The organism is Streptomyces zingiberis, assembly GCF_012034935.1.
In the GTDB taxonomy this organism is placed as follows: domain Bacteria; phylum Actinomycetota; class Actinomycetes; order Streptomycetales; family Streptomycetaceae; genus Streptomyces; species Streptomyces zingiberis.
Genome location: NZ_JAATEN010000013.1, coordinates 87248 through 100066, shown reverse-complemented (window position 1 = coordinate 100066; position 12819 = coordinate 87248). Strand labels below are relative to the sequence as shown.

The 12819-nt window shown below is 74.4% G+C and carries 11 protein-coding genes and 1 riboswitch; of the genes, 9 read left to right on the top strand and 2 right to left on the bottom strand.

The window, feature by feature from the left end; all coding sequences use genetic code 11:
* Positions 1–403: 403 nt before the first annotated feature.
* The 9 genes from rpsB to HCK00_RS17445 all read left to right on the top strand — a co-directional run bounded on the left by rpsB (position 404) and on the right by HCK00_RS17445 (position 10451).
* Positions 404–1333, top strand: coding sequence for a 30S ribosomal protein S2 (gene rpsB / locus HCK00_RS17485; protein ID WP_168102918.1), 930 nt, complete (start codon positions 404–406; stop codon positions 1331–1333).
* 91 nt (positions 1334–1424) lie between these two features.
* Complete coding sequence (gene tsf / locus HCK00_RS17480) at positions 1425–2261, top strand: translation elongation factor Ts (protein ID WP_168102917.1); 837 nt, start codon at positions 1425–1427, stop codon at positions 2259–2261.
* A 165-nt stretch (positions 2262–2426) separates the two neighbouring features.
* Positions 2427–3194 carry a UMP kinase gene (gene pyrH / locus HCK00_RS17475; protein ID WP_206320492.1) on the top strand — a complete coding sequence of 256 codons (768 nt, stop codon included), beginning with the start codon at positions 2427–2429 and terminating at the stop codon, positions 3192–3194.
* Positions 3195–3304: 110 nt separating this feature from the next.
* Positions 3305–3862 (top strand): ribosome recycling factor, encoded by a 558-nt coding sequence (gene frr, locus HCK00_RS17470; RefSeq protein ID WP_168102915.1) that lies wholly within the window; start codon positions 3305–3307, stop codon positions 3860–3862.
* The gene (locus HCK00_RS17465) at positions 3862–5001 is read left to right on the top strand and encodes a phosphatidate cytidylyltransferase (protein WP_168102914.1); all 1140 of its coding nucleotides are present in this window, start codon (positions 3862–3864) and stop codon (positions 4999–5001) included. Before frr ends, HCK00_RS17465 begins: the two co-directional genes overlap by 1 nt.
* A 140-nt stretch (positions 5002–5141) precedes the next feature.
* Entirely contained in the window at positions 5142–6248 is a 1107-nt protein-coding gene (gene rlmN / locus HCK00_RS17460) for a dual-specificity RNA methyltransferase RlmN (RefSeq protein ID WP_168102913.1), read from the top strand.
* 18 nt (positions 6249–6266) lie between these two features.
* A riboswitch (TPP riboswitch) is annotated at positions 6267–6371 on the top strand.
* A gap of 39 nt (positions 6372–6410) precedes the next feature.
* Positions 6411–7508 (top strand): thiamine ABC transporter substrate-binding protein, encoded by a 1098-nt coding sequence (locus HCK00_RS17455; protein ID WP_168102912.1) that lies wholly within the window; start codon positions 6411–6413, stop codon positions 7506–7508.
* A 164-nt stretch (positions 7509–7672) separates the two neighbouring features.
* Positions 7673–9286: an ABC transporter permease gene (locus HCK00_RS17450; RefSeq protein ID WP_168102911.1), complete on the top strand. Its 1614-nt coding sequence runs from the start codon at positions 7673–7675 to the stop codon at positions 9284–9286.
* A 1-nt stretch (position 9287) separates the two neighbouring features.
* On the top strand, positions 9288–10451 hold the full coding sequence (locus HCK00_RS17445) for an ABC transporter ATP-binding protein (protein WP_168102910.1): 1164 nt from the start codon (positions 9288–9290) through the stop codon (positions 10449–10451).
* Between the two features lie 78 nt (positions 10452–10529).
* Here the strand turns inward: HCK00_RS17445 and HCK00_RS17440 are convergent, their stop codons facing one another.
* Together HCK00_RS17440 and HCK00_RS17435 are read right to left on the bottom strand one after the other, a co-directional pair.
* The gene (locus tag HCK00_RS17440; protein ID WP_168102909.1) at positions 10530–11732 is read right to left on the bottom strand and encodes a hypothetical protein; all 1203 of its coding nucleotides are present in this window, start codon (positions 11730–11732) and stop codon (positions 10530–10532) included.
* Complete coding sequence (locus HCK00_RS17435) at positions 11714–12622, bottom strand: ABC transporter ATP-binding protein (protein WP_168102908.1); 909 nt, start codon at positions 12620–12622, stop codon at positions 11714–11716. Before HCK00_RS17435 ends, HCK00_RS17440 begins: the two co-directional genes overlap by 19 nt.
* Between the last annotated feature and the right edge of the window lie 197 nt (positions 12623–12819).

Genomic DNA, 12819 nt, shown 5'->3' with positions numbered 1-12819 from the left:
CACCTCCCGGCATCCGTCTCCGCGCACCTCCCGGGGCGCCCCGTCTCCGCGTACTCCCGGGGACGCCCGTCTCCGCGTACCTCCGGGAGGCCTCCGCGCCCCCGTCGCGCGACCGCCGCCGCCCACCCCCGACGGCCCGCGCGCTCCCCGCCGCCGGTGGCCTGCGGTGCCCGCCGTCCGTGTCGTCCGGCGGTGTGGCCGTCCCTTACACTTCTGGTGGCGATCCGGGTCACCGGATCGACTTCGCACGCCCCGCCATCCTCGCGCCAGGCCTCTCAGGCAGCGCGGTGGCCGCGTCCCTCGGTCCTCGGAAAGCCTCGCTCTCCGCGGCACGGCGCGCAGGGGTGTCAGGCACGGCGGCCGACCGGCCGCAGTGGAAACCGAGTGTTCAAGGAGTACGGCCATGGCCGTCGTCACGATGCGGGAGCTGCTGGAGAGCGGCGTCCACTTCGGGCACCAGACCCGCCGCTGGAACCCGAAGATGAAGCGCTTCATCTTCACCGAGCGCAACGGCATCTACATCATCGACCTGCTCCAGTCGCTGTCGTACATCGACCGCGCCTACGAGTTCGTCAAGGAGACCGTCGCGCACGGCGGCTCCATCATGTTCGTCGGTACCAAGAAGCAGGCGCAGGAGGCCATCGCCGAGCAGGCGGCCCGCGTCGGCATGCCCTACGTCAACCAGCGCTGGCTGGGCGGCATGCTCACCAACTTCTCGACCGTCTACAAGCGTCTGCAGCGCCTCAAGGAGCTGGAGCAGATCGACTTCGAGGACGTGGCCGCCTCCGGCCTGACCAAGAAGGAGCTGCTGGTCCTCTCCCGCGAGAAGGCGAAGCTCGAGAAGACCCTGGGCGGTATCCGCGAGATGCAGAAGGTGCCCAGCGCCGTCTGGATCGTGGACACCAAGAAGGAGCACATCGCCGTGGGTGAGGCGCGCAAGCTCAACATCCCGGTGGTGGCGATCCTCGACACCAACTGCGACCCGGACGAGGTCGACTACAAGATCCCGGGCAACGACGACGCGATCCGCTCCGTCACCCTGCTCACCCGCGTGATCGCCGACGCCGTCGCCGAGGGCCTCATCGCCCGCTCCGGCGCCGCCACCGGCGACCAGAAGCCGGGCGAGAAGGCCGCCGAGCCGCTGCCCGAGTGGGAGCGTGACCTCCTCGAAGGCGCCGAGAAGAAGGCCGACGAGCAGCAGGCCGCCCCTGCCGAGCAGCCGGCCGAGGCGTCCGCCGAGCCCGCGGCCGAGGCGCCGGCCGAGGCGTCCGCCGAGCCCGCCGCCGAGGCTGCTGCCGAGCCCGCGGCCGAGGCGGCCGCCGAGAAGGCCTGACGCTCCCGTCACGGCTGCCGACGGCGGGGGCTCCGGCCCCCGCCGTCCACCCGTAGATCCGACCGACTTTCCGAGAAGAGACTGACAGACCATGGCGAACTTCACCGCCGCCGACGTCAAGAAGCTCCGCGAGCTCACCGGCGCCGGCATGATGGACTGCAAGAAGGCGCTGGACGAGGCCGAGGGCAACGTCGACAAGGCCGTCGAGATCCTGCGCGTCAAGGGGCAGAAGGGTGTCGCCAAGCGTGAGGGCCGCAGCGCCGAGAACGGCGCCGTCGTCTCCCTGATCGCCGAGGACCGCACGTCCGGCGTGCTGCTGGAGCTCAAGTGCGAGACGGACTTCGTCGCCAAGGGTGACAAGTTCCTCGCCGTCGCCGACGCCCTCGCCGCGCACGTCGCCAAGACCTCCCCGGCGGACATCGGCGCGCTGCTGGCCTCCGAGATCGAGGCCGGCAAGACCGTCCAGGCGTATGTGGACGAGGCGAACGCCACCCTCGGCGAGAAGATCGTCCTGGACCGTTTCGCCCAGTTCCAGGGCGGTTACGTCGCGACGTACATGCACCGCACCAGCCCGGACCTCCCGCCGCAGGTCGGTGTCCTGGTCGAGCTCGACCAGGAGAACGCCGAGGTCGCCAAGGACGTCGCGCAGCACATCGCCGCGTTCGGCCCGAAGTACCTCACCCGCGAGGACGTCCCGGCCGAGACGGTGGAGAACGAGCGCCGCGTCGCCGAGGCCACCGCCCGTGAGGAGGGCAAGCCCGAGCAGGCCCTGCCCAAGATCATCGAGGGCCGGGTGAACGGCTTCTTCAAGGAGAACACCCTCCTCGACCAGGCGTTCGCGAAGGACAGCAAGAAGACCGTCCAGAAGGTGCTGGACGAGGCCGGCGTCACGCTGAAGCGCTTCGCCCGTATCCGCGTCGGAGCCTGACCCCGGTCGGCGACAGCGGAAAGCGCCCGGCGCCGCTAAGGTCGGGAGCAGTCGGCCGACCGTGTGCCGGGCGGCCGCAGAGGTGACGAGGAGGCCATTGCCGGAGAGGGATCAGCAGACCCCGTACGGCAGTGGCCTTCTTCGTCTGTGCACGAGGAGATCTCCATGAATCAGGACGCCGGCAAAGCCGGTGGCAGCGGCCACGGCGCACACAGGGGCCGGTTTCTGCTGAAGCTGTCCGGCGAGGCGTTCGCCGGCGGCGGCGGACTCGGGGTGGACCCGGACGTCGTGCACAAGATGGCCCGGGAGATCGCCGCCGTGGTCCGGGACGGCGCCGAGATCGCCGTCGTCATCGGCGGCGGCAACTTCTTCCGTGGCGCCGAGCTGCAGCAGCGCGGCATGGACCGGGCCCGCTCCGACTACATGGGCATGCTGGGCACGGTCATGAACTGCCTGGCGCTCCAGGACTTCCTGGAGAACGAGGGGATAGACTCCCGCGTCCAGACCGCCATCACGATGGGGCAGGTCGCGGAGCCGTACATTCCGCTGCGGGCGGTCCGCCACCTGGAGAAGGGACGGGTCGTCATCTTCGGCGCCGGCATGGGGATGCCGTACTTCTCCACCGACACCACCGCCGCCCAGCGCGCCCTGGAGATCCAGGCCCAGGCCCTGCTGATGGGGAAGAACGGGGTCGACGGCGTCTACGACTCCGACCCGCGGAAGAACCCCGCGGCGGTGAAGTTCGACGCCCTGGAGTACAGCGAGGTCATCACCCGCGGTCTCAAGGTCGCCGACGCCACCGCCATCTCGCTCTGCATGGACAACAAGTTGCCGATCCTCGTCTTCGAGCTTCTCGCGGAGGGCAATATCGCGCGCGCGGTGAAGGGTGAGAAGATCGGCACGCTCGTGAGCGATCAAGCGACCCGGGGCTGACCGGTGGGGCCCGGTACGGGGATGGACAACCGCCTGCCGGTCGGACACCGTGCAGGAGAAGACGCGCGCAGGGGCGAGGCTCTGCTTACGGATAACACCAGGAGCAAGTGGTGATCGAAGAGACCCTCCTCGAAGCCGAGGAAAAGATGGAGAAGGCCGTCGTGGTCGCCAAGGAGGACTTCGCCGCGATCCGCACCGGCCGTGCGCACCCGGCGATGTTCAACAAGATCGTGGCGGACTACTACGGGGCGCTGACGCCGATCAACCAGCTGGCCTCGTTCTCGGTTCCCGAGCCGCGGATGGCCGTGGTGACCCCGTTCGACAAGAGCGCGCTGCGCAACATCGAACAGGCGATCCGTGATTCGGACCTCGGCGTCAACCCGAGCAACGACGGCAGCATCATCCGCGTGGTGTTCCCCGAGCTGACGCAGGAGCGCCGCAAGGAGTTCACGAAGGTCGCCAAGAGCAAGGCCGAGGACGCGAAGATCTCGATCCGCAGCGTACGGCGCAAGGCCAAGGAGACCCTCGACAAGTTCGTCAAGGACGGCGAGGTCGGCGAGGACGAGGGCCGCCGCGCCGAGAAGGAGCTCGACGACACCACCGCGAAGTACGTGGCGCAGGTGGACGAGCTGCTCAAGCACAAGGAAGCCGAGCTGCTCGAGGTCTGATGAACGACTCATCCTGGGGCGCCCCGCCCCGCGTCGGCCACGGGGGACCGCCCGCCCAGGGGCGAGTGGCCCCCCAACCGGCGGGTCCCGCGCACGGGGCGGACGACGCGGCGCAGACTCGGCCCATGCCCATCGTGCCCCACGCCGGCGGCGACCAGGAGGACCACGGCCGCGACCGGGGGGCCGCTCGCCCGAGCGGTCCCCCGGCCCACGCGGCACGCCCGGCCCCGGACGGCACCACCGGTGACCCCGGTGGTCCCGGACCGGCCGGTGCGCCGCCACACCCGGACGGCGCCCACCCCTCGCCCGCGACTCCGCACCGGAAGCGGGCCGGGCGCGACCTGCGCGCGGCGATCGGTGTCGGGCTCGGCCTCGGCGTGGTCATCCTCGCGGCGCTGTTCCTGGTCAAGGACATCTTCGTCGCCGTGGTCGGGGCGGCGGTGGTGGTCGGGCTCTGGGAGCTGACCTCGCGGCTGCGCGAACGCAAGGGCGTCCGGGTGCCGCTGGTGCCACTCGCGGTCGGTGGCGTCGGGATGGTCACCGCCGGGTACCTGCGCGGCGCCGAGGGCGCCTGGGTGGTGCTGGCGCTCACCGGGCTGGCGGTGCTGGCCTGGCGGATGACGGACTCGCCGGAGAACTACCTGCGGGACGTCACGGCCGGTCTGTTCGCCGCGTTCTACGTGCCGTTCCTCGCGACGTTCGTGGCGCTCATGCTCGCCGCGGACGACGGCCCCCAGCGGGTGCTGACCTTCCTGCTGCTCACCGTGATCAGCGACACCGGTGCCTACGCCGTCGGCTGGCGCTTCGGCACCCACAAGCTGGCGCCCCGGATCAGCCCCGGCAAGACCCGCGAGGGCCTGCTCGGCGCGGTGGCCTTCGCCATGGCCGCCGGCGCGCTCTGCACCGAGTTCCTCATCACCGGGGGCACCTGGTGGCAGGGGCTGCTGCTGGGGCTGGCGGTGGCGGGCAGCGCCACCCTCGGCGACCTCGGTGAGTCCATGATCAAGCGGGACCTCGGCATCAAGGACATGGGCACCCTGCTCCCGGGCCACGGCGGCATCATGGACCGCCTCGACTCGCTGCTGCCCACCGCGCCGGTGGTGTGGCTGCTGCTGGTGGTCTTCGTCGGCGCCGGCTGAGGCCCCTGCCGGCGTGATCCGGTCTCCGCCCCCGCCGGGGAACCGGCGGGGGCGGACGCGGTCCGGGGCGGGAGGCGGCCGGGCAGGCGGGCCGGGAGCCGGGCGGGGCACCGCCGCGTGTCTGCGACACTGGACGCATCATGCCTAAGCCCGGAGAACTGACCTTCGCCGTGCCGCGCGGTGCCAAGAAGCCGCCGCGGCACCTCGCCGACCTCACCCCCGCCGAGCGCCGCGCCGCGGTGGCCGCGATCGGGGAGAAGCCCTTCCGGGCCGGCCAGGTCGCGCGCCACTACTTCGCCCGCTACACCGACGACCCCGCCGGGTGGACGGACATCCCCGCCGCGGCCCGGGAGAAGCTGGCGGCCGAGCTGCTGCCGGAGCTGATGAGTGTGGTGCGCCACATCAGCTGTGACGGGGACACCACCCGCAAGACGCTGTGGCGCCTCTTCGACGGCACGCTCGTCGAGTCGGTCCTGATGCGCTATCCGGATCGGGTCACGATGTGCGTCTCCTCACAGGCCGGCTGTGGGATGAACTGCCCGTTCTGCGCCACCGGGCAGGCCGGCCTGGACCGCAACCTGTCCACGGCGGAGATCGTCCACCAGATCGTGGACGGGATGCGGGCCCTGCGGGACGGTGAGATCCCCGGCGGCCCGGCCCGGCTGTCCAACATCGTCTTCATGGGCATGGGCGAGCCGCTCGCCAACTACAACCGGGTCGTCGGCGCCATCCGGCGGCTCACCGATCCCGAGCCGGACGGGCTGGGCCTGTCACAGCGCGGGATCACCGTCTCCACGGTCGGCCTCGTCCCGGCGATGCTCCGCTTCGCCGAGGAGGGCTTCGCGTGCCGTCTCGCGGTGTCACTGCACGCGCCGGACGACGAGCTGCGGGACACCCTCGTCCCGGTCAACACCCGCTGGAAGGTGCGCGAGGTCCTCGACGCCGCCTGGGAGTACGCCGAGCGGTCCCGGCGCCGTATCTCGATCGAGTACGCGCTGATCCGCGACATCAACGACCAGGCGTGGCGCGGTGATCTGCTCGGCCGGCTGCTCAAGGGCCACCGGGTGCACGTCAACCTCATCCCGCTCAACCCCACCCCCGGCTCGAAGTGGACGGCCTCCCGGCCGGAGGACGAGCGGGCGTTCGTCGCCGCCCTGGAGGCCCACGGCGTCCCGGTCACCGTCCGCGACACCCGGGGCCAGGAGATCGACGGGGCCTGCGGCCAGCTCGCCGCGACGGAGCGCTGATATCGTCGGGAGGTACGTCTTTTCCGACAGGGGAGCGCACAGCGCTGAGAGTGCGGCACCGGCCGCAGACCCTCGAACCTGATCCGGTTCACACCGGCGTAGGGAGTTCGGTCACCACTCGACATGCTGTCGTGCCCTGCCCGTTTCCAGGGGAGGCACCTGATGAATCCGCACAGCCGCAGAAGAGCCGCCGCCGGGCTGCTCGCCGCCGCGCTGGGCGTCACCTCGCTCGCCGCGTGCGGCGGTTCCGGCGGCGAGGGCGGCTCCGGGGGGAAGAACGGCGGGAAGACCGTCACCCTCGTCACCCATGACTCCTTCGCCGTCTCCGACGCGGTGCTGGAGGAGTTCACCGAGCGCACCGGCCGGAAGGTGGAGATCCTGCGCGGCGGTGACGCCGGGACCACCGTCAACCAGGCGGTGCTGTCCCAGGGCAACCCGCAGGGCGATGTCCTCTTCGGCGTCGACAACACCCTGCTCTCCCGCGCCCTCGACCACGGCCTGTTCACGCCGTACGAGGCCGAGGGGCTGGCGCAGGTCCCCGCGGAACTCCAGCTGGACCGCGGGAAGCACCGGGTGACCCCCGTCGACTACGGCGACGTCTGTGTCAACTACGACCGCGGCTGGTTCGAGAAGAAGGACCTCGCGCCGCCGGAGAGCTTCGAGGACCTGGCCGACCCCGCCTACCGGGACCTGCTCGTCACCGAGAACGCCGCCACCTCCTCACCCGGGCTGGGCTTCCTCCTCGCCACCGTCGCCGCGTACGGCGACGACGGCTGGCAGGACTACTGGAAGAAGCTCAAGGCCAACGGTGTCGAGGTGGTGGACGGCTGGGAGCAGGCGTACAACGAGCGCTTCTCCGGCTCCGGCGGCGGCCAGGGCGAGGGTGACCGCCCGCTGGTCGTCTCCTACGCCTCCAGCCCGCCCGCCGAGGTGCTCGGCCGGAAGCCGCTGCCCGAGCGGGCCCCCACCGGCGTGGTGACGGACACCTGCTTCCGGCAGACCGAGTTCGCCGGCCTGCTGAAGGGCGCGCCGAACGCGGAGGGCGGCAGGGAACTGCTCGACTTCCTGCTCTCGCGGACCTTCCAGGAGGACGTGCCGCTGCAGATGTTCGTCCACCCCGCCCGGCAGGACGCGAAGCTGCCGGAGGTCTTCACCCGCTACGGCGAGACGGCCGGCGACCCGGCGTCGGTGGCGCCGGAGCGGATCGCCGGCAACCGCGAGGAGTGGGTCAAGGCATGGTCCCGGCTCGTCCGGGAGTGAGTGGCGGCCGGCCGGCCGCGGTGCCCCTCGCCCCGCTTCCGGGCCCGTCCGCCCCGCTCCCCGCCCCGGCGCCGCCTCCGCCGCCGCGCGAGGGGCGGGGTGGGCGGTGGCCCGGGCGGCGGTGGCCCGGACGGGGCTCGGGAACCGGCGCGCGCCTGGCGCTGATGGCCGTCCCCGCGGGCTTCTTCGCGCTGTTCTTCGCGTATCCCGTGGCCGCGATCGTCGCCCGCGGGCTGCGCGAGGACGGGCACTGGCAGACGGCCCGGGCGGCCGCCGTGCTGACCGACCCGGTGGTGCGGGACGTCCTGTGGTTCACCGGCCGGCAGGCGGCGGCCTCCACCGCGCTGACCCTGCTGGTGGCGCTGCCCGGCGCCTATGTCTTCGCCCGGCTCGACTTCCCCGGGAAGCGGGTGCTGCGCGCCCTGGTCGTCGTGCCGTTCGTGCTGCCCACGGTCGTGGCCGGGTCGGCGTTCCTCGCGCTGCTGGGCCGGGGCGGGCTGCTCGACCAGCTGTGGGGCGTCCGGCTGGACAGCTCGGTGTGGGCCATCCTGCTCGCCCATGTGTTCTTCAACTACGCCGTGGTGGTGCGCACCGTCGGCGGGTTGTGGGCGCAGCTCGACCCGCGCCAGGAGGAGGCCGCGCGGGTACTGGGCGCCGGGCGGTTCGCGGCCTGGCGCCGTGTGACGCTGCCCGCGCTGGCGCCCGCCGTCGCCGCCGCGGCCCTGATGGTCTTCCTCTTCACCTTCACCTCCTTCGGCGTCGTCCAGATCCTCGGCGGCCCCGGCCTCACCACCCTGGAGGTGGAGATCTACCGGCAGACCGCGCAACTGCTCGACCTGCCCGCGGCGGCGGTGCTGACCCTGCTCCAGTTCGCCGCCGTGGCCCTGCTGCTCCTGCTGCACGCGCGGACCGTGCGGCGCCGGGAGAGCGCCCTGCGGCTCACCGGTCCGGCACGCGCGGCGCGCCGTCCGCGCGGCCCCGGCGAGTGGACACTGCTGGGGCTCACGGGCGCGGTGGCCGGGCTGCTGCTCCTGCTGCCGCTCGCCGTGCTGGTGGAGCGCTCGCTGCGCGGGCCGGACGGCTACGGCCTGCACTACTACCGGGCGCTGGGGTCCCGGGAGGGCGGGACGTTCACCGTCGCGCCGCTGGCGGCCGTCGGCAACTCGCTGGCGTTCGCGGCCGTCGCCACGGTGATCGCGCTGGTGGTCGGCGGTCTCGCGGCGGCGGCGCTGACCCGCCGCGCGGGGCGCCTCGTCCGCGGGTTCGACGCGCTGCTGATGCTGCCGCTGGGCACCTCGGCCGTCACCGTCGGCTTCGGCTTCCTCATCGCGCTGGACGAGCCGCCGCTGGATCTGCGGTCCTCCTGGATCCTCGTGCCGCTGGCGCAGGCCCTGGTGGGGGTGCCGTTCGTCGTCCGTACCCTGCTGCCCGTGCTGCGGGCGGTGGACCCCCGGCTGCGGGAGGCGGCGGCCGTGCTGGGCGCCTCGCCGCTGCGCGCCTGGCGCGAGGTGGACCTGCCGCTGGTGACGCGGGCGCTGGGGGTCGCGGCCGGTTTCGCCTTCGCCGTCTCGCTGGGGGAGTTCGGCGCCACGGTCTTCATCGCGCGCGCCGACACCCTCACCCTGCCGGTGGCCGTGGCGCGCCTGCTCGGCCGCGCCGGCGAACTGCCGTACGGGCAGGCGATGGCGCTCAGCACCGTTCTCATGCTGGTGTGCGCGGCGTCCCTGCTGCTGCTGGAGCGCGCCCGCACCGACCGCGACGGACCCGGGGGGTTCTGACATGCCGACGGACACCACGGACACCACCGGCACCGCCGGCGGGCCGGGCACGACCGGCACGCCGGGGAGCGGCCCGGCGCCCGGCGCGGTGGCGCCGGACCCCGGTGGCGGGGGCCTGCTCCGCCTGGAGGGGGTGACGGTCCGCTTCGCCGGCCGCCCGGCGCTGGACGCCGTGGACCTGCGGGCCGACGCGCACCGCACGGTGTGCCTCCTCGGCCCCAGCGGCAGCGGCAAGTCCACCCTGCTGCGGGTGGTCGCCGGGCTCCAGCGGCCCGACGCGGGCCGGGTCCTCCTCGACGGGCGGGACCAGGACGGGGTGGCGGCCCACCGGCGCGGCGTCGGGCTGATGTTCCAGGACCACCAGCTCTTCCCGCAGCGGAACGTCGCCGGCAACGTCGGTTTCGGGCTGCGGATGCGCGGCCTGCCCCGCGCCGAGACCGCCCGCCGGGTGGACGCGCTGCTCGACCTCGTCGGGCTGCCGGGCGCCGGGCGGCGCCCGGTGTCCTCGCTCTCCGGGGGCGAGCAGCAGCGGGTCGCCCTGGCGCGCGCCCTCGCCCCCGAGCCCCGGCTGCTGATGCTCGACGAACCGCTCGGCCAGCTCGACCGGACGCTGCGGGAACGTCTCACCGTCGAACTCCGCGCCCTCTTCGGCCGGCTGGGGACCACCGTCCTCGCCGTCACCCACGACCAGGGGGAGGCCTTCGCCCTCGCCGACCGGGTGGTGGTGATGCGCGAGGGCCGGGTCGCCCAGAGCGGCGAGCCGCTGGAGGTGTGGCGCCGCCCGGCCTCCGAGTTCGTCGCCCGCTTCCTCGGCTTCCGCAACGTGGTGACGGCGACGGTGCGCGGCGGCGCGGCGGAGACCGCCTGGGGCCGGATACCGGTGCCCCCGGACGCGGCGGACGGCGAGCGCCGGCTGCTGGTCCGCCCCGCCGGGGTACGGCTGGTTCCCGTGGCCGGCGGCCTGCGCTGCACCGTCGAGGCCCGGACCTTCCGCGGCGGCGGCCCGTCCGGCGGGGACGGCGTGACGCTGCTGCTCCGGCCGGAGAGCGGCCCACCGCTGGAGGCCGCCTGCCCGCTGAGCGCCGCCCCGGAGCCCGGGGCGGCGGTGGGTGTGGCGTTCGCCGCGGCGGACGAGGGCGAGACGGTGGTGCTGGGCGGGCCGTGACGAGCCCGCGCCGCCGCGCCGCCCGCCGGGCCGGTGCCGGGCTCCGCCCGGGTGGAGCCCGGCCCGCGCTTCCCGGTCTCAGGGCGTGAGCGGCAGCGTGGCCAGGGTGGCCGCGGACCAGCTCAGGGGGATCGCGACGGCGGCCACCACGGCGACGCGGAGGGCGACCGCACGGCGCAGCAGCACCGCCGGGGCACCGACGTGGAGCAGCGCGTCGGTGGTGTCCGCGCGCTCGGCGCGGGACTCGGCCGCCGAGATCACCACGGTCAGCGCGGTGCATCCGGCGACCAGCCCCATCCCGGCCGGCAGCAGCGGTCCCGAGGCCGGCAGCTCCGAGAGCCAGGAGCCGCCGCTCAGCCGGCCGGCGACGAGCAGTGCGGCGAACACCGCGCACGCCACCCCCACGGGCCGGCCCACCCGCGCCGCCTCGGTCTGGAGGAACCGTCCCGCCAGCAGCCGCAGCGCGCCCGGGCGCCCGGCGGCCAGCAGCCACCCGCTGAGCTGCGTCACCCCCGGCAGCGCGATCACCAGACCGGCCGCGACCAGGGCCCAGCCACCGGCGACGCCCGCCGGGACACCGCCCAGCCGCTCGCCGAGCGGGACCCCGGCAGCAGGTCCGGCCGGAGCGGCGGAGGGCGCGCTGTACGAGCCGAGGGCGAGGCCCGCCGTGATCAGGGCGACCCCCCAGGGCAGCGCGAGGAAGGCACCCGGCCCGCGTCCCTCCCGGGCGGCCGGGCCGGGAGCGCCGGTCCCGTCACCGCCGGTCGCCGTCTCGCCGCGGGGGCGCAGCGCGACGGCCGTGGCACCGGCCGCCACTGTCGGGACCACGGTGAGCAGGGTGAACACCGCGGCGAGCGGCACCCCGGCGCCGGCCCCCAGCCACTGCTCCGTACCCGGCAGCGCGGGCGTCCCGAGGTCCCCGCGGAGCCCAAGGAAGAGCACCCCGGCCGCCACACCGCCCAGTGCGCAGGAGACGGCCGCCGAGGAGGCCCCGAGCAGCGCCAGCCGCACCGGCCCGTATCCGGCCGCGGCGAGCCGCCGCCGCTGTTCCGGCGCCAGGTCCGTGCGCGCGGTGGCGACCGCGAGCTGGACGGCCGCCGCCAGCGGCAGCGCACACCACAGCAGCCGCAGTGAGGCGTCACCCGCCCGCGCCGGGAACGCGGCGGCGTGGCCCAGCGTGGCCAGCAGCAGGAACCCGACACCACCGGAGGCCACCGCCACCGCCAGCCTGCGGAGCTGGACGGCTCCACCGGCACCGCGGGTTAGACGGAGAGCGAGCACGTCGTCTTCCCCTCCGAGTCGTCCGAGCCGCCGGGCCCGCCGGACCTGCCGGCCCCGTCGGCTCCGTCGGCTCCGTCGGCCCGGCCCGCCCGGCCGGAGCCGGCCGGGCGGGCCGGGCCGCAGGTCACCGCCGGGGCGCCCGTCGCCCGCCCGTCGACAAGGCCCAGGGCCCGGTCCGCCAGGGTGGCGGTCTCCGGGGCGTGGGAGGCCAGCACCACCGGAACGGCGTGCGACCGGGCCGCCGAGAGCAGGGTGCGCAGCACCAGCGCCCGGTCGGCGCTGTGCAGCCCGGCCACCGGGTCGTCGGCGAAGAGCACCGCCGGCCGCGCGGCCAGCGCGCGGGCCACGGCGACGCGCTGCCGCTCCGTCCGGTTCAGCGCCGCCGGCCGGCTGCGGGCACGGTGTCCCACGTCGAGCCGGGCCAGCCAGTCGGTGGCCGCCGCCCGGGCCGCGCGCGGGCGGACGCCGCGCAGCAGCAACGGCAGCGCGGTGTTCTCCCAGGCGGTGAGTTCGGGGACCAGTTGGGGCTGTGTCCCCACCCAGCCGAAGTGGTCCCGGCGCAGCCGCTCGCGGGCCGCCGCGCCCAGCGGGTGCACCGGGGAGCCGCGGAACCACACCTTCCCGCTGTCCGGCACCACCTGCCCGGCCAGGCACCGCAGCAGCGCCGTCTTGCCGCTGCCCGGCGGTCCGGTCACGGCGAGGATCTCGCCCTCGCGGAGGGTGAGGGACACATCGGCGAGCACGGGGACGCCGTCGGCCGCGTAGTGCAGGGCCTCGGCCCGCAGTACGTCGGTGTCCGTCGCCGTCGGGTTGCCGGTGCCACCCGGCTCATCCGCGTGCGTGTCTTCCGCGTCATCCGCGTCATCCGTGCTGTCCGGCGGGGCGACCATGGTGAGCACCTCGGCTTGTGTGAGCGGTCCGGCCGCCGGGCGCGGCGGCCGGAACCTGGGACCAGTAGGTGCCAGAGACGGTAGGGAACCGGTCGGCGCCCCACCGCACCGGGGGACGGACGCGCGCTGATTTTCGTCCGATCGGATGGCCCGGCCCGGCCCGGCCCGGCCCGGCCCGCGCGGCGCCCGGCACTCGG